Here is a 25,833-nt window from a genome sequence, read left to right on the forward strand (position 1 = left end):
CGCCTCGTGACTGTTGACGGCGACAGGGCCGCACACCGTCTGAGCGTTCTTCGCATCGGACAGAAAGAAGCCACACGCCCCCATGATCACAGGACCGCACCGAACGATGTACAACTCGTCACCTTCGCGTTCTGGATGCGAGCTCCACACCCTCGCGCGACTTCTTCCCGGCCAGAGGAAAACCGACCTGCCCCGACTGCACGAACGGCCACAACGCAACAGCCGCCTCATGCACCTCACGCTCCGTGGCGGCGACGGTTACTTCCATCGACCCCATACCCACACGTTATCGTCAGCCGCCTTAAATCCGAGCCGTGATTACCCACAAGAATCAATGACGATGTGCTACGCAGCAGACCCAATGTGGTGCAGATCGTTCCACTGACACGAACCACCAGACCGAGCGGGCAGAGATTTATATGGAGCCCGACCTCTGCAGCTACTCCATCGTGGGCCTCGGACTTGTTGAGCGCCCCGCGCCATACTTCGTGATCGAACATATCTTCGATGACAAAAGATGTAGCGCATAGGATCATAGAAGTAGACCTTGGGTACCAGATCGGGAACCAAGGCCCCATGTGTCTGGAGAGATTCGACCTCATGGCGTGCCCGGTCGGGAGTCATAGGCCGCCCCTCGCCCGTCATCCGGACGTATGGCAGCGCTAGCTTGATGTAAAGACCCCACCCGTCTTCATCTTTTAACAGGAAGACGAGGTTGAGATTGCCGTCGCCGATTTCCCGAACTGATGCCACGCGCCCCAGGTGCCCGACCGCAAATGTCGCTGACGAACAGGCTGACGCCGACCAAGAGAGCTGTTACGCCAACGATCCATCCAATGGCTGTGGTCGAGATGAGAAGTCCGCCGCCGCATTGGTCCATCGCCGTGATAACCCATGCCTTCGCGTCAATACTTCCCGAAGCGATATCCGTCGGTGCGGCGCTGGTGCAGAATGTCTGGCTGACCCCAGATCGCAGAGCGGCGGCGTCAATAACTGGTCGCAGGAGCCCACGGGGGCCGCCCAAAAAATGGCTCAATCCGACGAGAACCACGACGAACAGTCCTGGACATAGGACGCGCCGAAGCCAACTGTTCGTGGAATTTGGAAACAAGGACGCTATCGCGACGATAAGACCGAACGCATAGCCTGCGACAGCCCCGGCGGCAGGATAATCCAGCATCGAGCGTGGCGTGATCGTGTTAAGTACTGCGGCGCTCTTTGCCGGCTGTGTGAGGATCGGCATTACAAGCCTCGCGAGAGGCACGAGCGAGGCCATAACGGCACCGACTGCTCCACCGTATCCAATCCATGTGGCGATGCGACGCACACACGAGCCGACTCCCAAACGCAACTGCAGGAATTTGATCCGCCGGAGGAGGGATAAGAGCGCGATGCAGATGAATGCTGAGACGGTGAGAAGACAGCTGATCACCAACATGTTGTAGCTGATTGCAGCAGAGAGCACCGCCGATACGATGCCATCATTCACACCAGTGATACTCACAAAAATCCCGACTAATACGACAACAACGATTGCGATGTATATCACCCCTACGATCCAGATCATTGTGGGAATAGAGACAACATTGTCGAAGCTGTCGGCCGTGATATGAACTTCCCGCCACCCGCAAGGCGCGGCAAGTGTGAAGAACCGTTTGGCCTTGGACTTTGTCTCTTGCCATGTCCTATCGCAGCGATATCGCACGTACGCGCGCACTGTTGTGGAGCCCTGGCGCTCGGCTCCCTGGAGGAGTCTGCACGTTACATACGCCGTGCTCATAGCAATGAGCGCCACGGGATAGACCGCCAACACAGACCTCGGAGCGATAACCATGGTCGCTACGGCGAGTGCCGCAGACACAATGCTGATCTCTTTCGTGGCCGCGAGGCTTCGAAGGTGGTCACGAGCGAACGCAGCTTTCAACTTCGTCATCGCGATCCGGACAACTACACAGACAACTAAGAGGGCAACTAGCGTCCCAATATGCATGGAACAATCATTGTTCCATGCTCTAACATCCAGTCCATTCGTACGAACCACTCGTGCGCCAGTGCCCGAACGTGACAGGCTCCTCCAACCAGGAGGCCTGCTTGCGCAACTCCCCAACGACGAAGGTTTCGGGTAGATGCCCGAAGTCGATGAGTGACGTCGGGTCAATGCCGGTGGGGTGTCTCCGGGGAAGGGAGCCGGAGTAAACGAGCGGTCAACCCTGATTTAACAACGTGAACCTCTGGCTTCGCGCTCACACGCGAGCGAAGGTTCTTACCCCCGGAGGGACGACGCACGACCAGAAAACGGGCCCTCAAGAGGCGAGAATGATTCTAGGCAGTGGGCCGACTGAGGCCCGCTATCAGACGTTGAATCTAAACTCGACCACGTCACCGTCCTGCATGACGTAGTCCTTGCCTTCCAGACGCAACTTTCCAGCGGCCTGGGCCTCCTTCTCTCCACCGAACTCGACGAGGTCGTCGAAGGACATCACCTGGGCCTTGATGAACCCCTTCTGAAAGTCGGTGTGGATGACGCCGGCAGCCTCGGGAGCAGTGTCGCCCTTGCGGATCGTCCATGCTCGGGACTCCTTGTCCCCAGCAGTCAGGAAGGTCTGCAGACCGAGGGTGTCGAAACCGACACGGGCGAGCTTGTCCAGACCGGGCTCCTCGATACCGGCGTCGGCGAGGAACTCGGCGGCATCCTCAGGCTCCATCTCGGCCAGCTCGGCCTCGAACTCGGCGTCCAGGAAGATCGCCTCAGCGGGAGCAACCAGCTCCTCCATCTTGGCCTGGAAATCGGCGTCACCCAGCTGATCCTGATCGCAGTTGAAGACGTAGATGAAGGGCTTTGTCGTCAACAGGAACAGATCGTGCAGCGGCTCGGGATCAAGCCCAGCCGAGAAGATCGTCCTGCCTTCCTCGAGCACCTTCTTGGCCTGCTCCCACGCCTCGGCCTTGGGGCGCGACTCCTTCTTAATCGCGGCTTCTTTCTGCAGCTTGGGCAGCTGCTTCTCCATCGTCTGCAGGTCGGCAAGCACCAGCTCGGTGGTGATGGTCTCGATGTCGTCGGAAGGATCCACGTGACCATTGACGTGGGTGACGTCGTCGTCGTCGAAACACCTCGTCACCTGGCAGATGGCGTCGGCCTCACGAATGTTGGAGAGGAACTCGTTACCCATCCCCTCGCCCTTGCTGGCGCCCTTGACGATTCCAGCGATGTCGACGAAGGACACCGTCGCGGGAATGGTCTTGGCGGAGTGGAACATCTCCGTCAGCACGTCCAGACGCTTGTCCGGAACCCCGACCACGCCGACATTCGGCTCAATGGTCGCAAAGGGATAGTTCGCCGCCAGGACGTCATTCTTGGTCAGCGCGTTGAACAGGGTCGACTTGCCGGCGTTGGGAAGACCGACGATTCCAATCGTAAGTGCCACGTCGAGTCATGGTAGTCGCCGCCTGCGACAAGGGCGACGGCGACACCGCCGGCCTCAGGCTCCCTGCCAGTATGCCGCCAGGGCAGCCGTGATGTACTCCAGGTCCTTGACGCCGGCGAGCTCGCGGGTGGAGTGCATCGACATCAGCGGAACGCCGACGTCAACCGTCAGCATGCCGAGCCTCGTCGCCGTCAGCGGCCCAATCGTCGAGCCACACGGCACCGAATTGTTCGACACGAACTCCTGGGTCGGCACCCCGGCCGTCGCACAAGCACGCTTCCACAGCGCCCCGCCGACACCATCAGTGGCGTACCGCTGGTTGGCATTGATCTTGAGCAGCGGACCCTCGTTGAGCAGCGGATGGTTGGCCGGATCGAACTTCTCGACGTAATTGGGATGCACGCCGTGGCCGGCATCCGAGGACACGCACGACGACCTCGCGATCATCGCCCGGTAAGCCGCGCCCGTCATGCCAAGACCCTCAGCAATCCGCACCAGGACGTCCTCGAGGAAGGGCCCACAGGCGCCGGATCGAGTCGACGAGCCGACCTCCTCATGATCGAAACACGCCATGAGCGCCACGTCATCAGTGGGCGTGACATCGACGAAGGCGGCCACCGAGGAATGCACCGAGGACAGGTTGTCCATGCGCTGGCTGGCCAGAAACTCCCCGTAAGGCCCGATGACGGCCGGGGACTGGGTCAGGTGGGCGAAGATGTCGTGGAAGGCGAGGTTGGAACGCTTGATGCCGGCCTCCTCACACAGCAGGTCCTCGACGTCGAGGTCGGGGCGACCCACCGACAGGATCGGCATGAGGTGACGCTGACGATCCAACGTGAGGTCGTCGTTGACGGTGCGGTCCAGGTGCGGGGCCAACTGGCTGATGCGCAGGATCGGGCCGGTGCGCACGAGATGCACCTGGCCATCCTTGGTGACGAGACGGCCGGACAGGCCGAGGTCGCGGTCGAGCCAGGAGCTCAGCAGACCACCGCCGTAGACCTCCATGCCGACCTGCTGCCAGTCCTGATTGGTGACGGTGGCATTCGGCTTGAGCTTGAAGGACGGGGAGTCGGTGTGGGAGCCGACGATCCTGACGCCAACCTTGTCAGTGACCTTCTCCGGGGTGACCCAGGCAATGACCGCTCCGTCACGGACCACGTAGCAACGTCCCTCGACCGACGACCACGACTCGGTCTCCTCAAGCTTCTGGAACCCGGCCCCGTCAAGCCGTCGCGCCAGCTCGGCGGCCGCATGATACGACGTGGGAGACGCCTCCACGAAGGAGATGATGTCGCGGATGTGATCCGAAGTCGCGGTGTCAACCATGGCGACCATTCAACCATCATCCGTTGTTCTCCACGGTGGAACACGACCGTCGTCAACCATGTCGGAGGCGGCTGCGACCCTCGTGCCATGACGAACATCGTTGTCGGGCTCATTGGTCTGGTCATCGGTCTGGCCATCGGAGTGGGTATCGGTTGGCTCATCGCCCAGTTGAGGGCCTCCCAGCGGGTCGCTGAAGCCACCACGACGGCGCAGGTTGCCACCGAGCGTCTGGAGGCTGCCGAGAAGGTCACCGCCGACCGTGACGCCCTGGCCACACAGTTCCGGGCGCTGTCCGCCCAATCCATGGCCGATCAGGACGAACGCTCCACCCGGGCGGCGCAACGGACGATGAGTGACGCCCAACGCCTGCTCGCCCCCGTCTCCCTTGCCTTGGAACGGCTGGACCGGCGGCTGGCCGAGGTGGAACAAGAACGCACAGCCATGACGGCGAGTCTCCGCGAGCAGGTCGCCGGGGTGAGCAACGCCGGGGAGAACCTGCGCAAGGAGACCGCCAGCCTCGTCACCGCCCTACGCAAACCGCAGGTGCGCGGCGCCTGGGGCGAGATGCAGTTGCAGCGCACCGCCGAGGTGGCCGGAATGCTGGAACACTGCGATTTTCAGACCCAGCAGACAACGACCGCCCAGGGCACTCCTCAGCGTCCCGACATGACGGTGAGGCTCTCGGGTGATCGGTGCATCCACATCGACGCCAAAACTCCATTGGCGGCCTTCCTCGACGCCGCCGAGTGCGAGGATCCCGAGGAGTACGACGCCCAGATGGCGCGGTTCGCCCGCCACGTGCGAACCCACATCGACCAGTTGTCGGCCAAGGGGTACTGGCGCACAGACCTGGACTCCCCGGAATTCGTGGTGTGCTTCCTGCCGTCCGATGCCTTCCTCCAGGCCGCCCTGCAGGAAATGCCTGATCTGCACGAGTACGCCAACCGTCGTGGAATCGTGCTCGCCAGCCCGTCAGTTCTCATCCCGATGCTGAGAACGGTCGCCCTGGCATGGCGTCAGGAAGCCGTCACACAGTCCGCGGCGGAGGTCGCCGCGCTGGGACGCGACCTGCACAAGAGGCTCGGCACCCTGGCCGGAAATCTCGACAAGATGGGACGATCCCTCAACTCGACGGTGCGCGCATACAACACCCTGTTGGGTGGCATGGAGACAAGGGTTCTCGTCCAGGCCCGGCGGTTCGAGGATCTCGGGGTCACCGACGAGGACATTTCCTCACCTGCGCCGATCGAGGAGACAGCACGCCCCCTCACAGCGCCGGAACTGACGGAGCATCAGGGCGAGGACGACTCCCCTACCTCAGTTGGCGGCCGTGCGACGCTTACGCAGCTGCGGAGGCAGGGCGAAGGACAGTGACTCCTCGATGAGGGTCTCCTCCTCGGCCTGCGGCCAACCCTTCGAGGTGAGCAGGTCGAGCACACCCTGGACGAGGGTCTCCGGCACCGACGCACCCGAGGTGACACCGATGCTGTCGACCCCGTCGAGCCAGGACTCCTCGATCTCACCGGCATTGTCGACGCGGTAGGACGCCTTGGCCCCCGACTCGAGGGCGACCTCGACCAGGCGGCCGGTGTTCGACGAGTTCTTCGACCCCACCACGATGACGAGGTCGCACTTGGGAGCCATCTGCTTGACGGCATGCTGACGGTTCTGGGTGGCGTAGCAGATGTCGTCGGACGGCGGATCGATGAGCTGGGGGTGCAGCTGACGGATCCGGTCGACGGTCTCCACCGTCTCGTCAACGCTCAGGGTCGTCTGGGACAGCCACGCCACCGGACGATCAGGGTCCAGCTGCAGACCATCGACGTCCTCGGGGGTCTGCACAAGAGTGATGTTCTCGGGAGCCTCACCCGTCGTCCCCTCGACCTCCTCGTGGCCGGCGTGGCCGATGAGCAGGATCTGGGTGTCGTCGTTGGCGAACCTCTTGGCCTCGTGATGCACCTTCGTCACCAGCGGGCAGGTGGCATCAATGGTCCGCAGACCACGATTGGCCGCTTCGTTCTTGACTTGGGGGGAGACGCCGTGGGCCGAGAAGACCACCAAGGCGTCATCGGGCACCTCGTCGAGCTCGTCGACGAAGATGGCACCGCGCTCCTCCAGGGTCTCCACGACGTGACGGTTGTGCACGATCTGCTTGCGCACGTACACCGGCGCACCGTAGGCCTCCAACGCCTTCTCGACGGTCACGACCGCGCGATCAACGCCAGCGCAGTAACCGCGCGGTGCGGCGAGAAACAGCCTCTTGTCAGTGTCAGCCCCCGAAACAGCCATGGCTCCGAGTCTACGGGTACGCCATCATCTGGCGAATCTCCTCGAATTCGCCTATCGAGGATGCGATGACGCCGGGCCCGGAGGATACCTCGCGCCCAAGCCACTTCCTGCAGACTGTCGTCATCCTCGGATAGCGTGTCGCCCATGGCAGAGCTGAACACCGCTGACAATCCCCGCTCCTTGGCGTGGGTCGTCAACGCCGTCAAGGTGTGGGTGGAGCGCTGCGGGGCGATTTGGGTGCAAGCCCAGGTCATCGAGGTCACCCGCCGTTCGGGCCCGACCCAGTTCCTCACCCTGCGCGACCCGACCGAGGAGATCTCGGCCAGCGCAACCTGCCACCGTCGCGTCCTCGATGCTGCGGGGCCAATCGAGTCAGGGATGACGGTCACCGCCCTCATCCGCCCGACGGTCTGGTCGCGTAGTGGTCGGCTCTCCTTCGAGGTCTCCGAGATCACTCCCACCGGCGAGGGGCAGCTGCTGGCCCAGTTGGAGAGGCGCAAACGTCTGTTGGAGGCCGAGGGACTCTTCGACGGCACCCTTCACAAGGCCATCCCGGTACTGCCGCGCGGAATCGGCCTCATCACGGGAGCTGGTTCCGACGCCGAGCGTGACGTTCAGCGTCATGCCACCCTGCGGTGGCCTGCTGCCCGATTCGTGGTGCGCAACACCCTGGTTCAGGGGTTCATGGCTGCCCAGCAGATCATTGCGGCCTTGGCTGAGCTCGACGCAGACCCCACCGTCGACGTCATCGTCATCGCACGTGGTGGCGGATCCCTTGAGGACCTCCTCCCCTTCAGCGACGAAGCCCTCGTCCGAGCGGTCTACGCCACCAGAACCCCGGTCGTCTCGGCCATCGGCCATGAACGTGACAACCCCATCCTCGACCTCGTCGCCGATCTACGAGCTTCCACTCCGACCGATGCCGGAAAGCTCATCGTCCCGGACGTCGCTGAGGAAGCCCAGGGTATCGAGACGGCCAGAACTCGGCTTCGCCAAACCGTCACGAGGTTTGTCGACATTGAGGTTGTTCGCCTCGCTCAGATACGTTCCCGCCCGGTGATGATCAATCCCACAGCCACCCTTGACGTCGCTGCCGAGAAACTCGCCTCGGCCCTCCAGCGTCTTCGCCTGGCAACCAACCGTGCCCTGGACTCCGAGGGCCGCGAGGTCAACCACATGCTGGAGCAGGTACGAGCGATGTCCCCCAAGGCCACCTTGGATCGCGGCTACGCCATTCTTGCCGACTCCGAGGGCGACTCCATCGCCTCCGTCGATGACACCGATCCGGGGGCGAATCTGTCGGTCTACCTGTCCGACGGGACCCTCGGCGTCACCGTCGATTCCCTTGACCGACGTACCCCGAACCGACCACCGTCCCAGGAGGATTCATGAGCGAGAAGAAGTCCGAGTCGACACCCGAGAAACCCACCTCCGAAGAGCCCGAGATCCCGTACGAGGCCGCCCGCGACGAGCTGGTCGGCATCGTCACCCGGCTGGAGTCCGGCGGCATCTCCCTGGCCGAGACCATGAAGCTGTGGGAACGCGGCGAAGCGCTCGCCGACATCTGTCAGACCTGGCTCGATGGGGCGCGCGCCCGCATTGAGGCGGCACGTTCCGAGGCCGAGGACTCCCAGGGCTGACTGGGCACCCACGACGGTCAGGACGTCTTCAGCATCCCCGCGTCGGCAGTGAGAGCCCAAGTTGGCATCGGCGACAACGACGACCTCCGAGGAAGCGACCGCCCCCGAATCGTTACAGATGCGCCACGCGGCGCCGTCTCAGCTGATCAACCGACCATGTCCTCCATGATGTTGGTCACCAGTGCGGCAATGGGCGAACGCTCCGACCTGGTGAGGGTGACGTGGCCGAACAGATCGTGTCCGCGCAACCGCTCAATGACAGCTGCCACACCGTCATAGCGACCCACCCGAAGGTTGTCTCGCTGCGCGACGTCGTGGGTGAGTACCACCCGAGAGTTCTGCCCGATTCGCGAGAGCACCGTCAGCAGCACGTTGCGCTCCAGGGACTGAGCCTCATCGACGATGACGAAGGCGTCATGGAGAGAACGTCCGCGAATGTGCGTCAGCGGTAGGATCTCCACCATGCCACGCGACATGACCTCTTCGATGACGTAGCTGTTCGTCACGCTGGTGAGGGTGTCGAGGACCGCCTGACCCCACGGGGCCATCTTCTCTCCCTCGTCACCGGGTAGATAGCCCAGATCCTGGCCACCGACGGCGTACAGCGGCCGGAAGACCATGACCTTCTTGTGGAGTTGACGCTCCAGCACCGCCTCAAGGCCAGCACACAGAGCCAGCGCCGACTTTCCGGTACCAGCTCGTCCTCCCATGGAGACGATGCCGACCTGCGGATCGAGCAGCATGTCGAGGGCGACCCGCTGCTCGGCCGAGCGGCCACGAATCCCGAAGGCCTCCTGATCATTGGGGATGAGCCGAGCCGAGGCGTCAGGCATTCTACGGGCCAGAGCACTGCCATTTGGCCCCTCGAGCACGAGTCCGGCGTGCACCGGGATCTCGTCAAAGATCGCGTCAACGACGTGCCCGTCCTCGTAGAGGGTCGAGATCATCTCATCGGGAACCTCAAGAGTGGCCATCCCCTTCCATCCGCTGTCCGGGACAAGTTCGTGCCGGTATTCCTCGGCCTCCACACCAATCGCCGAGGCTTTGACGCGCAGCGGCAAGTCTTTCGTCACCAGGACGACAGAATGCCCGGCCAGTCTGTAATTCTGGGCAACCGCCAGAATCCGAGTGTCGTTGTCACCGAGACGGAAGCCATCCGGCAGGCAATTCGGGTCGGAGTGGTTGAGCTCGACGAACAGCTCGCCTCCCTCGTCATTGACCGGCACCGGACCGACGAGGCCGCCGTTGTCGAGTCGCAACTTGTCGAGGATACGCAACGCCGCGCGGGCGAAATGTCCCAATTCCGGGTGATGACGTTTGCCCTCCAGCTCGGTGATGACGACGATCGGCACCACCACTTCGTGCTCGGCAAAGTTGAGCAGGGCGCGAGGATCGGACAGCAGCACCGAGGTGTCGATGACGTAGGTCCGCCTCCCCTCAGGTGCCTCCGGGATCGGGCTGTGGGCTCGCTCGGAGCCTTCTGGACGGACGGACACGAAAACCTCCCGTGACGTGAGAGGTCGCATCGAGGAAGGCAACGTCGTCGAGGCGTCGGAAGCGGCCCCTCTGGCATCAAACCTAGAGCCCGATCGGTGGCACCGAAGCAGATGGTCCGGCCATCCACCCAGAATTCATCAGACGGTCAGATGACAGCAAGACCAATGGCAACCGCATGACAGATCGCAGCCACCGCGGTGCACGTGTGGAAGACCTCGTGGAACCCGAACCACGTTGGTGACGGATTGGGCTTCTGACGGGCATACGCGACTGCACCGACCGTGTAGAACACCCCTCCGATGAGGATCAGAATGACCACCGCCGGCCCTCCCACACGCCAGAACTGCGGCAACCACCACAACGCCGTCCATCCCATGACGACGTAAAGGATCGTCGACGCCCATCTGGGAACGCCGTTCCACACGAACCGGAAGGCCACTCCGAGCAGGGCGCATGCCCAGATGATCGACAACAGGATCACCCGGGAGGCGCCCGCCGTCAGCGAAACGGCCAACGGGGTGTACGTACCAGCAATGAAGACCGCGATATTGGCGTGGTCGATGCGCCGCAGGACGTCCTTGATCGTCTCGCCCCACGGCACCCGGTGATAGATCGCCGAATTTCCGAACAGTTCCAAACCGGTGAGCATCCAGATCGCGACGGCGAACCGGTTCCCCCAGGTCGGCGTGGCGATCATGAGACCGACTCCGGCAAACAGGATCAGCGGTGCCATGACGGTGTGGACCCATCCACGCATCCTCGGTTTGGGGAGCACGGTGCCACGACTCTCGTCACTACTGCCTTGAGGCGACATATCCGACGAGTCTCCCCTCTTCTCAACAAACCTACGGTTCGGTAGGTTCCACCTCCACCCTACCCTGCCAACGAGGTCAGCCCACGACTCGATCTGTGCCTCACGGCGTGAGGTGCTGATCGCTTGCACCAAGCATTGACTAATCTGGACCCATGAGCAGCCTGGACCACCGTCTGTCGAAGGTCAGTGAGACCCTCGACCGCATGCACCCGTCCGGACTGCTCTACACCACCTATGAAGCTCGACTGCTCGACCAGCTCGATCGCAGCCGTCTGCCCCAGCACGTCGCCGTGCTGGCCGACGGCAACCGACGGTGGGCTCGCCTCAACGCGCCGGGACAACCGTTGGTGGCCGGTTATGAGGCGGGCGCGGATCGCCTCCGGGAGTTCTGTGCCTGGTGCGACGCCGTCGGTATCCCGATCATCACGCTGTGGGTTCTGTCGACCGACAACCTGCAGCGCGCGGAGACGGGCGAGCTTGGACCACTTCTCAAGGTCATCGGATCCCTCGTCGACTCCCTGGCAGAGAATCCACGCTGGCGGGTCCAGGCCGTCGGGGACCTCGATCTGCTTCCCGCCGACATGGCCGAGTCCCTCTGTCGCGCCGGTCGCAACTCGGCGGACCATGTCGGCATGCACATCAACGTCGCAGTGGCCTACGGCGGTCGTCACGAGCTGCGCGACGCCGTCCGCTCGCTGCTTGCCGAGGAAGCCGCGAAGGGCACCAGTCTGGCCGAGCTCGCGAAAACCCTCGAGATCGACCAGATCGAGGACCACCTCTACACCCGCGGTCAGCCCGATCCTGATCTCATCATTCGCACCTCGGGTGAGCAGCGACTGTCAGGCTTCCTCATGTGGCAGAGTGCCCACTCCGAATTCTACTTCTGCGAGGCCTTGTGGCCCGACTTCCGCAAGGTCGACTTCCTGCGGGCACTCCGCTCCTTCACCCAGCGGGAGCGGCGCTACGGTCGCTGACCCGCCAGGTGCACGATCTCAAACCCGCCGCCAGAGCGGTTCCTTGAGCTCCAGGTAATCGGTCACCGGCTCGAGGCACACCGTGCCACGGCACACCCAGCAGGTCGGCTGACCATCGCGCGGAACCCGATCCTCGAACCAGGTACCGAACCCGGACTCCTCACCAACTCGACGTATGATGGCCGACCCAGCCGGGGCCATGCGCCACGCCGCAACGGCCAGATCCGTGGGCTCCTCCTGAGTGTCGGCGATGACGACACCAGCCGGCTTGAGACCACGACGGGCCTCATCGGCGATGAGGAAGTCGGCCAGTGCCCATCCAGCAAAGCGAGGAGCGGACGCCACCACCGGCAGCAGGGCAGCGGAAGCCTCTTCCGCACGGCTGACGAAGTCGTCACGCTCAGCCATGAGGCCCACCCGGCGCAGGGCCATCATCATGACGGCCGTCGCGCTGGGGCTGGCATCGTCGGTCAGGGTGTGAGCGGTCACCGTCAGCAGATCCAAGCCCTCCGCGTCCACGAAGCTGCCATCGGGAGCACCGAACCGCGTCACGGCCTGGTCAAGCGCCTCGACCGCGCGGTCAAGCCACACCGACTTCCCCGTCGCACCAGCCAGACTGGCAAAGGACAGACCAACCCACGCGTAGTCCTCGCAGACTGCCGACGGTCCAGGACGATCGTGGAAGGAGGTGCGCAACAGGTCGCCGTCATGCCAGTGGGATGTCCACAGCGCCTCGGCCAGATCGCGAGCCTGCGACACCCAGGACCACTCGCGCAGGATCATTCCGGCCTCGACGAATCCGTCGACGAGCATGGCGTTCCACGCCGTGATGGCCTTCTCGTCGCGAGCAGGAGCACTACGCCGATCGCGAGCCTCCAGCAGAGTGTCCATGTCAGCGTTGATGCGCTCCCACTCAACCCGTCCGCGCAGCTGAAGGGTGCCCAGACCGTTCTCGTCGAAGGGCTCCAGGTGCACCAGCGGACGCAGCCACTCGGCCTCCTCGGCCCCCAGGACGTCCGTGACGAGATCCTGGCTCCAGAGGTAGTAGATCCCTTCGCGAGTGTGGCCGGCGGCGTCGGAGTCGGCGTCGAGTCCTGCGGCGTACAGGCCGTTCGGCAGCCGCATCTCCCGGTTGAGCCAAGACACGGTGCGACGAGCGGCGTGGGAGTACAGGTCGCGACGATCCGGGTCGTGGTCAGCGGTACGGCGCCAGCAGCGAGCCATCGTCCCCAACAGCAGGGCGTTGTCGTAGAGCATCTTCTCGAAGTGGGGCACCACCCACTGGGAATCCGTGGAGTAACGGTGGAATCCGCCACCGACCTGGTCGAAGATGCCACCGCGCACCAAGTGCTCACACGTGTTCTGCGCCATGTCGAGGCTGGTCGGATCTCCCTTGACCAGCAGCGCATCCAGCAGGGTGGCGTTCGGGAACTTCGTCGGCCCACCGAACCCGCCGTGCACGATGTCGTAGTCCGCTCCCACGGCGTCAATGAGCTCACCGGCAATCGGTCGTGGGGTGTCAGGAGCCTTCTCGATGGGACGCAGGTGCTCGACAATGGCGTCGGCCGAGGACACCACTTCGTCGCGACGCTCCCGCCACGCACCGCCGAGGGCCTCAACGAGTTCCACGAAGGCAGGCTGACCTCCCCGGCGCACCGGCGGGAAATAGGTACCGGCGAAGAAAGGCTTGCCGTCAGGAGTCAGGAAGACGGTGTTGGGCCAGCCACCCTGGCCAGTCATCGCCAGGGTAACCTGCATCAGCGCGGCGTCAACCTCGGGGCGCTCCTCGCGATCAACCTTGATGGCGACGACATTGGCGTTGACGACCTCAGCCGCGTCCGGATCGGAGAAGGACTCGAAGGCCATCACGTGGCACCAGTGGCAACTCGAGTACCCCACCGAGACCATGACTGGAACGTCGCGACGGCGTGCCTCGGCGAACGCTTCCTCTCCCCAGGGGAACCAGTCGACGGGGTTCGCGGCGTGTTGGAGCAGATACGGGCTGGTGGACTCGCCGAGGTGGTTGGGCATGGTCGTCAGCCTACGAGTACAATCCCGTTCCCGGCCAAGTGGGCCCTGGGACACGACAGCCCACGTGTCGGCCCAACCAGCAGCCAGGATCACGTCCTCAACGACGAGGACCACGACCGCATCGCACGCCGCTACCCCACACAGCGTCGCGCCCCGTGGGTGATCCTCATCCTGGTGCTGGCCGCCTCCGGCGCTGACCACGTGCGCGTCGGGAAGATGCCGGTGACGTTCCCGGCAGACTCGTCAAAGGACGAGACGATCCACACCCCCATCACGGCCTTCTCGCCTGCCCTCACCGCTGAGCTGGACAAGTGCGGGCCCATTGAGGTGACACACGCGGTAAGATGTATTAATGCTTGAGTCCCAAGACACTGTGTGGCTGACCCAAGAGGCCTTCGACAAGCTCACTCAAGAGCTCGAGTACCTCAAGGGTGAGGGCCGCACCATCATTTCCACCAAGATTGCCGACGCCCGTTCCGAAGGCGACCTTTCCGAGAACGGCGGCTACCACGCTGCCCGGGAGGAGCAGGGACAGGCCGAGGCCCGCATCCGTCAGTTGGAGCAGATGCTGCGTAACGCCGAGGTGGGCGAAGCCCCGTCCTCTCCGGACGAGGTCGTGCCCGGTTCCAAGGTGACCGTCTGCTACTTCGACGACGAGTCCGACACTGACACCTTCCTGCTGGGATCGCGGCAGGTGATGGGACTCGACGATTCCGTCAACATCTCCGTCTACTCCCCGCAGTCCCCCCTCGGCGGCGCCGTTCTGGGTCATTCCAAGGGAGAATCAACCGAGTACAAGGCTCCCAACGGCAAGACGATCAAGGTGACGATCCTTGATGTCGAGCCGTTCCAGGAGTGACACACGTCCACAGACGTCATGAGGGCGGGGTGCCATGGCGCCCCGCCCTCATTGTGCTTTGTTACGGGCTCACATAGCGCGGACCGCGATCCGTCCGACCAGGCAGGTGAGGTCAAGACGGGCGGCTCCGGAACCCATGACGTACTCGTCGACATCTCCGCCCTCAGGCCAGGAGATCATGCCGGTCTGGGCCTTGCCACGAACCGAGACGTTGGACCCTCCGGCCAGCTTGACCAGTAGATTGCCCGACTCGACGCGGATCTGGGAACGGCCACTGTCGATGCATCCGGTGATGGTGCCGCTTCCAGCCTGGAAGAGACCGTCCTCCAACCGATGGACGCCGTCGATCTCGGTGACGCCAGCCGTGACGCGCACCCGCCCGAGGTGCTGCACGCCAGTGGCATGCACCGAGCCGCCCGACAGCTCGATGTCAACGGGTAGATCGGGATGCACCCGGACCGTCACCTCCCGTCCCAGACCGAGATCCTTGACCCCGTCCATGTCAGCCGGGAGTCGGAACCTCTTGAGGACGCCCAGGTCAGGGGCGAGGTGACCTTCAATACCGACCTCGACGACGCGTCCGATCCGCCGGCGGGTGTGCTTGCCCTCGATCTGCAGACCGGAGACCGAGCGGTCCCCGACAAGACGGATGCGACGTCCGGTGCAGTTCAGACGGACACGGTCCAGATCGGTCGCGACGTCAACGTTCTTCTGTGGTTCGCTCTCGCCACTGGCGCGACGCGGTCCTGGCGACATCGTCGAGGCGACTGTCTCACCGACGCTCTCTGCCACCCCAGAAACCATGCGCCAGGCGGAGCGAAGCCCCTCCTTGGCCTCCGGAGGAATGGTGAAACCGCCCAGGGGGCCCTTGTCATCTGCGAAAGTCTCGTCTTCGGACGCCCCGCGACGGGGCCCGGTGCCTTCGTCGGGGCCGCTGGTGCTCCCAGATGCGGGCTTCTCCTGTCCTCCAGCAGCCGCGATACGGCGGTTGGCCTCGGCGGTGTCAATCCTCCCGGCAACAAGGTCCTCGAGGATGGCGGTGATATCAGCGCTCATGACATCAACTTTACGGGGGAGCCCAACTCACGTGTGTTCGGCAGCGAGGTCGTCCGGGCGTGGCGGGACCTCATCTTCCGGGGTCTCGGGGCTCAGCGCTTTGATGAAGGCCACGCCGAAGGCAACGATCGGGATGGCGAACAGGGCACCCACGATCCCAGAGATGATGGCGCCGACCGCGATACCGACCAGCACGATGAGCGGGTGGATCGAGACTGCCTTGCCCAGCAGGAAAGGCTGCAGGACGTGTCCCTCGATCTGCATGACGGCAACGAAGACGATCAGCATGATGACGGCCTTGAAGAAGCCCAGGGTCACCAGTACCACACCGACCGCGACGACGCCGGCCGTCAGCGCACCGACAATCGGTACGAAGGCGAGGATGAAGGTCAGGGCACCAATCGCAACCGACATCGATGAACCGATGATGGCCGCTCCAATGCCGGCTCCCAGGCCGTCCACGAAAGCAACGATGACGGCGGCTCGCACGTAGGCCACCAGGGCGACCCAGCCACGCTTGGCTGCATCGAGGATCTTGACGCGATGCTCACGCGGAATGAGAACAGCCGTCTTCTCAGCCAGGGTGTCTCCCTCGTACACGAAGAAGAAGGTGGCGAAGAGGGCCATGACGAGTCCCGCTGCGAAACGGCCGATCTGGGTTCCGGCGGCAGCCGCAGCCGAGGCGATACGTCCCTGGGATCCAGCCATGGCGGTCTCGGCCTTGTGCACGAGGTCATTGAGCTGGGCCTTGTCGGTGTGCAGGGGGCTGTCGGCCAGCCATGCCAGGGCCTGCTTGAAGCTCGCAACCGCCTGATTGCCCAATTCCCGCCACTGCATCGCAATCTGGGCGCCGACGAGGGTAAACACGCCGCCGACCAGGATGATGAGCAGCAGCAGGCAGATCCCCGAGGCAATGCCTCGGTGGATGTGATGGTGCGACAACCAGTTCGCCAGCGGCCACATGGCTGCCGTCAGCATCAGGGCCACCGCGACGGGCACTGACACCTCGGACGCAGCGTGAAGCACCTGGTAAAGCCCATAGATGAAGACCGCGATGACCATGAGACGCCAGCACCATCCAGCGGCGGTACGTACACCGTTGGGAATGTCTTCGGCCGGGGTGCCCGTCGCCGTGACGGACTGAGAAACTGGCACGGCCACCTCCTGACCGACAGCGGTCTCAATCGTCTCCCCCTCAGCGCCGGCACACGGGGAAACTCGTGTCGGGTCTGGGGCCTTCTTGCCCGAGCCGAATAGCTTCATGGCATCCTTCCGGAATTGTGAGACGGGTCGTGGCCCCGGAACGCGTCTACGCAGTGTAGCGTCTGGCACGTCAACCGTATGATCCATCTGGAGGTCACCGTGGTAGCCCGTCCCCTTGCCGCATTGGTCGCCCCCGACTGGGCAGAGGCGTTGACGCAGGTGGAACCACGCATCCATGAGATGGGGAACTTCCTACGCGCCGAGACAGCTGCCGGACGAGGTTTCCTGCCTCACGGGGATCGCATCCTGCGCGCTTTTTCCCGTCCCATGGCGAATGTTCGAGTACTCATCGTCGGTCAGGACCCCTACCCGACACCTGGCCACCCCGTCGGCCTGAGTTTCTCGGTGGAGCGCGACGTGCGTCCGTTGCCACGGTCGCTGCAGAACATCTACGCTGAATTGCAGTCCGACCTGGGAATTGACCCTTGCGAGCATGGCGATCTCACCGGCTGGTTCGAGCAGGGAGTGTTGCTCCTCAACAGGTGCCTCACCGTCCAGCCGGGCCGGCCCGCCTCGCATCGCGGTAAGGGGTGGGAGGAGGTCACCCAGACCGCCATCGAGGCCTTGGCGGCGCGTGGTGGTCCGCTGGTGGCCATTTTGTGGGGACGCGACGCGCAATCCTTGGAACCCATGTTGGACAAGGTCCCGATCATCAAGTCGTCACACCCCTCCCCCATGTCGGCCCGATACGGCTTCTTCGGGTCTCGACCTTTCAGCCGTACCAACGACTTGCTGGTACGGCAAGGAGCCGACCCGATCGACTGGGATCTTTCCTCCCACTGATCGGGCCGGCCCCTCACGCCGGCGGGGTGTCAGTCTTGCTCGGGATGGCGGAACAGGGAGACGGCTGATGCAGCCAACCCGCCCCACACCGTGAGCATCGCGATGATCATCATGACGATGGCAGATCCACTCATAACAACGCTCCTTCCTGAGATGCCTGGGCATTCGCCCGAGCGAGCTCTTCCTCGTGAGTGAGCTCGTGGTGAATGGCCGAGCGGTTCGGCCACGGGATGAGGGACAGCACGATTGCCAGCACGACGACGAGGACCGACACTCCCCATCCGAAGAGTCCGACGAAGTTGCCGGGCATTCCGCCGTAACCCTTGGTGGAGACGGTGACGATCTCAGTGATCCACAGGCCCAGCAGGACCAGTGGGGCGACGACGCCGACCAGGGCCATCCATACCTTGTTGACCTTGAACGAGGAGTACTCGTTGAGGTGGTCGCGCAGCACCGGGAGCTTGCGCAGCGCCCAGGTGATGACGAGGCAGGCCAGCAGAGCGACACCGACGATGCCGATGTTGTTGATGAAGTGGTCGGTGACGTCGAGCAGGTTGAGGCCCGTCGTCGTCGGGAAGAGAACGATCGACGCAACAGCCGTCACGCCACCGATGACCCAGGTTGCCGCAACTCGCGTCATGCCGGTCTTCTCACGGAAGGCGGCGATGACGACCTCCAGCAGGCTGATCATCGACGTGATGCCGGCGAAGACCAAGGAGACGAAGAAGAGCACGCCCATGATCGGTCCAACAGCACCCGCCTGGCTGATGATCTGTGGGAACGCGATGAACGCCAGGCCGATTCCCGAGCCAGCAACCTCGCTCACCGGCTTGCCGGAGGCGGTTGCCATGAAGCCCAGGGCGGCGAAGACGCCGAGGCCAGCCAGGATTTCGAACGAGGAGTTGGCGAACCCGACGACCAGGCCGGAACCTGTCAGGTCAGACTTCGGCTTGAGGTAGGAGGCATAAGTCACCATGATGCCGAATCCCACTGACAGGGAGAAGAAGATCTGGCCGTAGGCGGCCATCCACACCTGGTAGTTCCCCAACGCATTCCACGCCGGGGTGAACAGGGCGTCAAGGCCAGTCGATGCGCCGTCCAGGGTGAGGGCGACGATGACCAGTGCGATGAACATCACCGCGAGGATCGGCATGAAGACCCACGAGGCGCGGGTGATGCCTTTCTCGACGCCGGTGGCCATGATGGCCAACACGACGAGCCACAGGATCAGCAACGGCCAGAAGACTCCGGGCACGAAGTGGAACTCGACGTCAATGTTGCTGGCCACGTGCAGGAAGCTGCCTGTGAGGAATCCCTCGGGGTCGTCCCCCCATGCCTTCGTCACCGAGAACCCGACATAGCGAATGGCCCAGGCGATGATGGCGGCGTAGTAGATGACGATCACCCAACAGATGAGGGTCTGCCACCATCCGATGGCCTCCGTGCGCTTGTTGAGACGACGCAAGGCCATGGGCGGCGAGCCACGGAACTTGTGTCCGACGGCATAGTCGAGGAAGAGCAGCGGGATACCGGCCGTCAGCAGCGCAATCAGATAGGGCACGATGAAGGCTCCGCCGCCATTGCTGTAGGCGACGTAGGGGAACCTCCAGATATTTCCCAGCCCGACGGCGGAACCAACCGCAGCGATGAGGAAGGCTCCCCGGCCGGTGAAACTCTCACGCCGCTGGGGCTTTCCAATGGTGGTTCCGTCACCTGCAACGGTCGCGCCAGGCTGCGCGGGGTCAGACATGTTGATCCTTTCCACCGGTGAACTTTGACCCCCAGTCTCACATGGTGATGAGGTGGGATCAGATCATGGACCACACATTGAGATAACAGGAATTGATCCGAGCCGATGTCCGTTACACCCGTGTCGACGTCGTGAGGAAAGGGACGCATGAACAAGAACGAGATGGTCTCACCCGACAACGCCTTGCCCGGAGGCCGAACCCCAGTGTTGGAAATGCCGTTCTTCCACCGCGTGACTGGGGACCGGCTCGACCGCTCCTTCCCCGGCTCCGAGACGATTTACCTGGCCATGGGGTGTTTCTGGGGAGCCGAGAAGCTGTTCTGGAACAATGACGGGGTGCTGCAAACCGCCGTTGGTTACATGGGCGGTTTCACTCCCAACCCCACCTACCGGGAGGTGTGTACCGGACGCACTGGGCACGCCGAAACCGTCCGGGTCACCTACGACCCGACCAAAATCTCCACCGAGGAGATCCTCACCCTCTTCATGGAGAACCACGACCCCACCCAGGGGATGCGTCAGGGCAACGACGTCGGTACCCAGTACCGCTCGGCGATCTGGTGCACCACCACCGAGCAGTTCATGGCGGCCACCACCCTCAGGGGGTCCTTCCAGGCCAACCTGCTCAATGCCGGGTACGGGGAGATCACGACGACCATCTCGATGGCCAACGGCGTGGAGTTCTTCCTGGCTGAGGCCGAGCATCAGCAGTACCTCGAGGACAATCCGATGGGCTACGCATGCGACCATCGGACTGGGGTCTCATGCGCACCACATGGCCTATGACCTGGTCCCACATTGTGCTTTTCGCCACATGACCGGGCGTTACTCACGTACGCTTCGGGCATGACGCCCGCAAGTGAGGCGAGCCGAGCTGGGAGGCGGAGGGGCGGCTCAGGAATGTCTCTGTGGCTCCTGAGCTACCATGACTCGATACCAAACTGGCAGCCCGAGCCGATTATGACCATCGTTGCAACGCCGCGATGGTTACCCTCGAAGATATGGTGACCTTCGAAGATTCTGTGGTGGCTGGCCGAACCCCCCGATTGCCCTGGCCACGGAACAACGAGTGAGGTCGAGGCTGTGGTCACCTTCAGCGCGGCTGGCGTGCTCTGAGGAATCGAGCTTCTCAATGTATCTGTGCAACTGCCTGTCCACCGACCGCCTACAGACCAATCAACGCCACCAATGCCCTCGTGTACCATGACTGCTTTCACAGCTGTCGGGGAATCCTTTCGGCTATCGCCCCGTCCACGCAACCGGGGTGTCCCCCGCGCGGGCATGATGGACATGACCACCCATCGAGGAGGATTGAACACATGAAGTACCGCACGATCGGACCCTTCCGTGCCTCTGCCATCGCCTATGGCTCGATGCCGTTGTCGATCGAGGGGCGCCCGGACCGCGAGACCGCGATCAAGGTCCTCCATGACGTCCTGGACGCTGGATGTACCCACATCGACACTGCGTGGGCCTACTACACCTCCGGTGGCGAGGAGCAGTACGGCGAGAAGCTCGTGGCCGACGCCTTGGAATCCTGGCACGGCGATCGCTCGACGATCTCGGTGGCCACCAAGGTCGGCCACTACCGCTGCTTCAACGATGCCGGAGAGGCCGTCTGGGACGTTGACGGTTCCCCGGAGAGACTGCGCCGTGACGCCACGCTCTCGGCCGAGGCCCTGCGCACCGACCAGATCGACCTGCTCTACCTGCACCGTCCTGACCCGAAGGTCGAGTACGAGGAGATGGTGAGAACTCTGGCAGGCATCCTCGACGACGGCCTGGCCCGAACCGCTGGCATCTCGAATGCCAGCACCGACCAGATCCAGCTTGCCCAAAGCATTCTCGGAGATCGTCTGGTGGCCGTGCAGAACCAGTTCTCTCCCGGCTTCTTGTCCTCACGGCACGAGCTGGAGTTGTGCGGAGAACTCGGTCTGGCATTCGTCGCGTGGAGCCCGCTGGGTGGTTACCGCCGTCCCCTCAAGGAGGACGCATTCACCGCCTTCCAACGCGTCGCCGATGAGCGTGGGGTCAGTCGGGCCCAGGTCATCTTGGCCTGGGAGCTGGCCCAGGGCGATCACGTCGTCCCGATCCCGGGATCTCACCGCTCGGAGACGATCCTCGACTCCTTCAAGGCCGTCGATCTCTCCCTGACCGACGAGGAGCTCGCTCGGCTTCCCTGACGATCACCCTGTGGCGGATGTGTCGATGCACCCGGTGGCCATGACATGATCCCCGGGTGCATGACGACGTGGAGGCAAGACGGGGACTGACGACCGGTATCGCCCTCTAACCTCATGTGGGGGTTCTTCCCCCCTCTACTTCCGGTTGCTGGAGCGTCCAGGGCCTTCGGCATCGGCATCGTTGCCGTCGTCGTCCTCATGCCGGGTCATTCTTCCACGCCGCTCATCTCGCTGGGGCTGGCGATGAGTTTCGGATTCCACGGCCTGGTCAAGAAGGTGCTCGGGGTCACGGTGAACCCCACCGTCGGACTCACTGTCGGGACTCTGGCAACCACTCCCCTGGCTTTTGGTGTACATCGAGTGGGTCGTCGCCCATGAAGAATCCACCTTCACCGGCTCCTACAGCCTGTTGCTTGTCAGCGCCGGCATCCTGACGGCGGTTCCACTGCCGATGTTCGCTTTCACGACCTCCCGCATCAGCCTGACGACGTTGGGAATCCTGCAGTACATCGCACCGATCCTGCAGTTCCTGGTGGGGCTGCTCATCTTCGGCGAGCAGATGCCCTGACAACGCCGGGTCAGGTTCTCCCTGGTCTGAATTGCTGTCGTGATGTTCTCGGCAGAAGGACTCATCCCGTGGTACGACGCGAACGATGACGCCGTCACAGAATGGCGCATGGGGCCACCGGAATCCTCCGGTGGCCCCATGCGTCGTTCCCAGATCAGGCTTCGACGCGCTCATTCGCCTCGCGCTTGGTCCACTGGTAGAGGACCGCGAGTGCAGCGACGAAGACGACGACGCCGACGATCCCGGCGCCACTGTCCCAGGACTCTGGCGCAATCGCGATGGCCTCCTCGGAACCCGCGGCCGCGATCATCGCAGCGTAGATGACGCCGAAGATCGACTCTCCGACGATCAGGCCCGTAGCCAGCAGGATGCCGGTGCGCTTCTTGCCCTCGGCGTCGCCGCCGGTGTGAGCAGCCCACTTGTCGAACAGCCAACCGAGGGCAGCACCGATCGGAATGGTCAGCGACAGTGTCATCGGCAGGTACATGCCCATGCCGACAGCCAGCGGGGGAAGCGAGAACTTCTTGGTGGTGTGGGTGAAGATCTCGTCGACGACGATCACACCGGCGCCGATCAGTGCGCCGATCCCCATCAGACCCCAGTCCAAGGAGCCGCCGAAGACGCCGGTGGCCAGGGATGAGATGAGGGTGGCCTGCGGGGCCTGCAGAGCGTTCGGTCCGGCACCCGGAGCGCCCTGGAACCCGAAGGCGGTCTGCATGAGCTGCATGACGGGCGGGATGATCGCCGATCCGAAGACGACACCGATGATGAGGGCGACCTGCTGTTTCCAGGGGGTGGAGCCGACCAGCTGGCCGGTCTTGAGGTCCTGCAGGTTGTCATTCGAGATCGTCGCGATACCGAAGACGATAGACGCAGTGAACAGGGTGTACGCCACCAGCTTGACGGTCTCGTCGCCACCGACAGCACCGTAGGTGAGTTTGATGAGCAGGGCGGCCACCAGGACGACGAGGATACCGACACCGGATATCGGGCTGTTAGAGGCACCAATGAGGCCGGCCATGTAGCCACAGACCGACGCAACCGCCAGGCCAACGAGCAGGATGAAGACCAGGCTGACGATGATGACGCCGGTCATGGACCTCGAGACCACCATGTCACGGGCAAATCCCCACAGCATGAACCCGATCGGGATCATCGAGAGCAGCACGACGGTCAGGACGACCGACACCGGCAGGTCGCGCTCGGTGAGCGGGACTTCGCCACCCTCATGACGAGTCTTCGAAGACCTTACAGAAGCGTTAATGCCCTTGGTGATGGGCCCGATGACCTTGACGAGGGTCCAAATGGCAGCCACACCGATCGTGCCGGCGCCGACGAAGCGCACGTCGCTGGTGAAGACCTCCTTGATGACGTCGAGGTTGCCACCGACCTTGCCGGAAACTCGCCAGGGCAGGATTGCCCCGTAGGAGATGATGATGCCGACGAGCATGGCTGCCGCGACGGCGACACCGACGAGGTGACCGACGCCGATGAGGGCCATCGACATGCTCACCCCAACCATCGAGCCACTGCTGTTGCCGACCTTGAAAGGCTTGGTGAGAGCTGACTTCACCAGCTTGACGTCAGACAGCAGCGCGTATCCGGCAGACACCAAGGAGCCGACGATGATGACCCGCAGACCCACCTTGTTGGCCTCGGCTGCACCCGCGGAATCGCCAACCTTGAGGACCTCAGCACCAGCAACGCCTTCCGGGTAAGGAAGGTCGGAGCCGGTGACGAGAGCTCGTCGCAGCGGGATGGAGTACATGACGCCGAGGATGCCACCCACCAGACAGATTGCGAGGGTGGTCCAGTACGGGAATCCCGTCCACCAACCGACCATGATGAGGCCTGGCAGCACGAAGATGATTGCGGAAAGGGTTCCAGCAGCCGAGGCAATCGTCTGGACGATGTTGTTCTCTGCAACCGAGTGCCCCTTGAAGTGGCGCAACACAGCCATCGAGATGACAGCTGCCGGAATTGACGTGGCGAAGGTCAGGCCGACCTTGAGCCCGAGATACACGTTCGCCGCGGTGAATACCAACGTCATGAGGCCACCGAGGATGATGCCCCGGAGCGTTAATTCACGTACTGATGACCCTGACGGCTCGGCCGACGTGGATGCGCTCGATAGGTCAGACATGCTCCCCTTCTTCCGTAGGTTGACCTGACTACTATGCCACCGTCAGGGCCCCAAAGGTATACAGGGCGCGGCCAGTCACGCCAATTGCCGTCTTCCAGATTTCGGAAAGACCCAAAGGCTCAGCATGAAATAGACGTACAGGCCTTCAACACACGCAGCGGTGAAGCGAGCAAGTTCGAAATGAACACCTATGTGTTCCAAGAAGGACGAGAACCCCAGGGTGAGACAGACGTAATTGGTCACCATCGTGATGACGTAGCGACCGCCCTGACGGCTCAGATTACCGTGAGACTGAAAATTCAGCCACTTGTTGACGACAAAGGAGTAGATGGCCGACAGCCCGTATCCGAGCGACACCGAAATCGGGTACGGCATTCCGACGCCGCGGAAGAAGACGGCAAGCAGGCTCATATCGATGAGGAACCCGAGTCCGTTGATGATGCAGTAGCCGATGAAGGTGACGGGGAGCCCTGACAGCGGGAAGGGCAGGGCGGAGTGAATCGTCAAGCAACCTCTGGCAAAGACGCGAGGGGCAGAGCGACGGGAAGTCCTCCTGTCGCGGATTCGCTTCACACTCGTCGCCACGAATCCATTTTTACAGTTGGATCAAGGAGCGTCGCCACCGGCCGATACCCTGAGGGCATGGCCACAGCACGACGCGCGACCACAGCTGACCTTCCGCTCATGGTCCATGTGCTGCGCCACGCGGCCGGCGGGATATCGGAACCACTAGACGTCAAGGAATGCCAAACCAATCCAGCCATCGCCCATTACATCAACGGTTGGACCCCGGACCAGATCGGGATGATCTGTTTCGCCGATGGATCCCCCATCGGGGCAGCTTGGTTACGAAACCTGCCGGCCTGCGATCCCGGTTATGGTTTCGTCGCCCCGGGTATCCCAGAATTGACCATGGCCATCTCTCCTCAGCAGCGCGGTCGGGGCCACGGTGGGTATCTCCTGGACAGCCTCCTCGCCGAATGCCACCGCCACGGCACCCGTGCCGTGAGCCTAAGCGTTGACGCCGCAAATAGACCAGCCATGACCATCTATCGCAAGGCTGGATTCGTTGAGGTCTCCACCGAAAACAATCACCTGACGATGCTTCGCGTCAACGGTAGCCCGGCGGAATCCCAACCGCACTCAATCCGTACCTGACCAACGCAAAAACCACCGATACATCAACATATGCTGGGGGGTCTTATGTGTTGGTGTGGGGGCGCATAGAAAAG

General features: G+C 63.1%; 25 protein-coding genes. 12 read left to right on the forward strand and 13 right to left on the reverse strand.

Annotation, left to right across the window (positions count from 1 at the left end; genetic code table 11):
* Positions 1–691 precede the first annotated feature (691 nt).
* The 3 genes from ACUCCZ_RS07885 to ACUCCZ_RS07895 form a co-directional block, all read right to left on the reverse strand.
* Positions 692–1,933 carry a hypothetical protein gene (locus ACUCCZ_RS07885; RefSeq protein WP_435918465.1) on the reverse strand — a complete coding sequence of 414 codons (1,242 nt, stop codon included), beginning with the start codon at positions 1,931–1,933 and terminating at the stop codon, positions 692–694.
* Between the two features lie 418 nt (positions 1,934–2,351).
* The gene (gene ychF, locus ACUCCZ_RS07890; protein WP_435918466.1) at positions 2,352–3,425 is read right to left on the reverse strand and encodes a redox-regulated ATPase YchF; all 1,074 of its coding nucleotides are present in this window, start codon (positions 3,423–3,425) and stop codon (positions 2,352–2,354) included.
* 54 nt (positions 3,426–3,479) lie between these two features.
* Positions 3,480–4,760 (reverse strand): M18 family aminopeptidase, encoded by a 1,281-nt coding sequence (locus ACUCCZ_RS07895; protein ID WP_435918467.1) that lies wholly within the window; start codon positions 4,758–4,760, stop codon positions 3,480–3,482.
* Between the two features lie 78 nt (positions 4,761–4,838).
* Here ACUCCZ_RS07895 and ACUCCZ_RS07900 point away from each other — a divergent pair, with 78 nt between their 5' ends.
* On the forward strand, positions 4,839–6,125 hold the full coding sequence (locus ACUCCZ_RS07900; protein ID WP_435918468.1) for a DNA recombination protein RmuC: 1,287 nt from the start codon (positions 4,839–4,841) through the stop codon (positions 6,123–6,125).
* On the opposite strand, the gene ACUCCZ_RS07905 is transcribed toward ACUCCZ_RS07900, so the two are convergent.
* Positions 6,069–7,040, reverse strand: a complete 972-nt coding sequence (locus ACUCCZ_RS07905) for a 4-hydroxy-3-methylbut-2-enyl diphosphate reductase (RefSeq protein ID WP_435918469.1) — start codon at positions 7,038–7,040, stop codon at positions 6,069–6,071. The genes ACUCCZ_RS07900 and ACUCCZ_RS07905 overlap by 57 nt on opposite strands.
* 144 nt (positions 7,041–7,184) lie before the next feature.
* On the opposite strand from ACUCCZ_RS07905, the gene xseA reads away from it, so the two are divergent.
* Both xseA and ACUCCZ_RS07915 read left to right on the forward strand, forming a co-directional pair.
* On the forward strand, positions 7,185–8,432 hold the full coding sequence (xseA, locus tag ACUCCZ_RS07910) for an exodeoxyribonuclease VII large subunit (RefSeq protein ID WP_435918470.1): 1,248 nt from the start codon (positions 7,185–7,187) through the stop codon (positions 8,430–8,432).
* Positions 8,429–8,680 (forward strand): exodeoxyribonuclease VII small subunit, encoded by a 252-nt coding sequence (locus ACUCCZ_RS07915; protein ID WP_435918471.1) that lies wholly within the window; start codon positions 8,429–8,431, stop codon positions 8,678–8,680. Before xseA ends, ACUCCZ_RS07915 begins: the two co-directional genes overlap by 4 nt.
* Positions 8,681–8,826: 146 nt before the next feature.
* Here the strand turns inward: ACUCCZ_RS07915 and ACUCCZ_RS07920 are convergent, their stop codons facing one another.
* Both ACUCCZ_RS07920 and trhA read right to left on the reverse strand, forming a co-directional pair.
* Positions 8,827–10,206 (reverse strand): PhoH family protein, encoded by a 1,380-nt coding sequence (locus ACUCCZ_RS07920; protein ID WP_435918472.1) that lies wholly within the window; start codon positions 10,204–10,206, stop codon positions 8,827–8,829.
* Between the two features lie 116 nt (positions 10,207–10,322).
* Positions 10,323–10,991, reverse strand: a complete 669-nt coding sequence (gene trhA, locus ACUCCZ_RS07925; protein WP_435918473.1) for a PAQR family membrane homeostasis protein TrhA — start codon at positions 10,989–10,991, stop codon at positions 10,323–10,325.
* 152 nt (positions 10,992–11,143) lie between these two features.
* Between trhA and uppS the strand changes: the two genes are divergently transcribed.
* Positions 11,144–11,965 (forward strand): polyprenyl diphosphate synthase, encoded by an 822-nt coding sequence (uppS, locus tag ACUCCZ_RS07930; protein ID WP_435918474.1) that lies wholly within the window; start codon positions 11,144–11,146, stop codon positions 11,963–11,965.
* 18 nt (positions 11,966–11,983) lie between these two features.
* On the opposite strand, the gene ACUCCZ_RS07935 is transcribed toward uppS, so the two are convergent.
* Positions 11,984–13,996, reverse strand: coding sequence for a thioredoxin domain-containing protein (locus ACUCCZ_RS07935; RefSeq protein WP_435918475.1), 2,013 nt, complete (start codon positions 13,994–13,996; stop codon positions 11,984–11,986).
* Positions 13,997–14,041: 45 nt separating this feature from the next.
* On the opposite strand from ACUCCZ_RS07935, the gene ACUCCZ_RS07940 reads away from it, so the two are divergent.
* Together ACUCCZ_RS07940 and greA are read left to right on the forward strand one after the other, a co-directional pair.
* Positions 14,042–14,356: a hypothetical protein gene (locus tag ACUCCZ_RS07940; RefSeq protein WP_435918491.1), complete on the forward strand. Its 315-nt coding sequence runs from the start codon at positions 14,042–14,044 to the stop codon at positions 14,354–14,356.
* The gene (greA, locus tag ACUCCZ_RS07945) at positions 14,349–14,855 is read left to right on the forward strand and encodes a transcription elongation factor GreA (RefSeq protein ID WP_435918476.1); all 507 of its coding nucleotides are present in this window, start codon (positions 14,349–14,351) and stop codon (positions 14,853–14,855) included. The genes ACUCCZ_RS07940 and greA overlap by 8 nt, the downstream gene beginning before the upstream one ends.
* A 69-nt stretch (positions 14,856–14,924) precedes the next feature.
* Here the strand turns inward: greA and ACUCCZ_RS07950 are convergent, their stop codons facing one another.
* A complete protein-coding gene (locus tag ACUCCZ_RS07950; protein WP_435918477.1) occupies positions 14,925–15,911 on the reverse strand; it encodes a hypothetical protein in 987 nt (328 codons plus the stop codon).
* Positions 15,912–15,938: 27 nt separating this feature from the next.
* Positions 15,939–17,174 (reverse strand): AI-2E family transporter, encoded by a 1,236-nt coding sequence (locus ACUCCZ_RS07955; protein ID WP_435918478.1) that lies wholly within the window; start codon positions 17,172–17,174, stop codon positions 15,939–15,941.
* A gap of 78 nt (positions 17,175–17,252) precedes the next feature.
* Between ACUCCZ_RS07955 and ACUCCZ_RS07960 the strand changes: the two genes are divergently transcribed.
* Entirely contained in the window at positions 17,253–17,957 is a 705-nt protein-coding gene (locus ACUCCZ_RS07960) for a uracil-DNA glycosylase (RefSeq protein WP_435918479.1), read from the forward strand.
* A 29-nt stretch (positions 17,958–17,986) separates the two neighbouring features.
* Here ACUCCZ_RS07960 and ACUCCZ_RS07965 read toward each other — a convergent pair whose 3' ends face one another.
* Positions 17,987–18,091 carry a methionine/alanine import family NSS transporter small subunit gene (locus ACUCCZ_RS07965; protein WP_435918480.1) on the reverse strand — a complete coding sequence of 35 codons (105 nt, stop codon included), beginning with the start codon at positions 18,089–18,091 and terminating at the stop codon, positions 17,987–17,989.
* Entirely contained in the window at positions 18,088–19,707 is a 1,620-nt protein-coding gene (locus tag ACUCCZ_RS07970; RefSeq protein WP_435918481.1) for a sodium-dependent transporter, read from the reverse strand. The genes ACUCCZ_RS07965 and ACUCCZ_RS07970 overlap by 4 nt, the downstream gene beginning before the upstream one ends.
* A 147-nt stretch (positions 19,708–19,854) precedes the next feature.
* Between ACUCCZ_RS07970 and msrA the strand changes: the two genes are divergently transcribed.
* The 4 genes from msrA (at position 19,855) to ACUCCZ_RS07990 (ending at position 22,458) form a co-directional block, all read left to right on the forward strand.
* Complete coding sequence (gene msrA, locus ACUCCZ_RS07975; RefSeq protein WP_435918482.1) at positions 19,855–20,493, forward strand: peptide-methionine (S)-S-oxide reductase MsrA; 639 nt, start codon at positions 19,855–19,857, stop codon at positions 20,491–20,493.
* Between the two features lie 533 nt (positions 20,494–21,026).
* A complete protein-coding gene (locus ACUCCZ_RS07980) occupies positions 21,027–21,890 on the forward strand; it encodes an aldo/keto reductase (RefSeq protein ID WP_435918483.1) in 864 nt (287 codons plus the stop codon).
* A 114-nt stretch (positions 21,891–22,004) separates the two neighbouring features.
* Complete coding sequence (locus ACUCCZ_RS07985) at positions 22,005–22,268, forward strand: EamA family transporter (protein WP_435918484.1); 264 nt, start codon at positions 22,005–22,007, stop codon at positions 22,266–22,268.
* Positions 22,240–22,458, forward strand: a complete 219-nt coding sequence (locus ACUCCZ_RS07990) for an EamA family transporter (protein ID WP_435918485.1) — start codon at positions 22,240–22,242, stop codon at positions 22,456–22,458. Before ACUCCZ_RS07985 ends, ACUCCZ_RS07990 begins: the two co-directional genes overlap by 29 nt.
* Positions 22,459–22,612: 154 nt before the next feature.
* On the opposite strand, the gene ACUCCZ_RS07995 is transcribed toward ACUCCZ_RS07990, so the two are convergent.
* Together ACUCCZ_RS07995 and ACUCCZ_RS08000 are read right to left on the reverse strand one after the other, a co-directional pair.
* Positions 22,613–24,601, reverse strand: coding sequence for an OPT family oligopeptide transporter (locus ACUCCZ_RS07995; RefSeq protein ID WP_435918486.1), 1,989 nt, complete (start codon positions 24,599–24,601; stop codon positions 22,613–22,615).
* A gap of 75 nt (positions 24,602–24,676) precedes the next feature.
* The gene (locus ACUCCZ_RS08000) at positions 24,677–25,108 is read right to left on the reverse strand and encodes a GtrA family protein (protein ID WP_435918487.1); all 432 of its coding nucleotides are present in this window, start codon (positions 25,106–25,108) and stop codon (positions 24,677–24,679) included.
* A gap of 135 nt (positions 25,109–25,243) precedes the next feature.
* On the opposite strand from ACUCCZ_RS08000, the gene ACUCCZ_RS08005 reads away from it, so the two are divergent.
* The gene (locus tag ACUCCZ_RS08005; protein ID WP_435918488.1) at positions 25,244–25,759 is read left to right on the forward strand and encodes a GNAT family N-acetyltransferase; all 516 of its coding nucleotides are present in this window, start codon (positions 25,244–25,246) and stop codon (positions 25,757–25,759) included.
* Positions 25,760–25,833: the final 74 nt, after the last annotated feature.

The organism is Cutibacterium nasicola, from assembly GCF_052654715.2.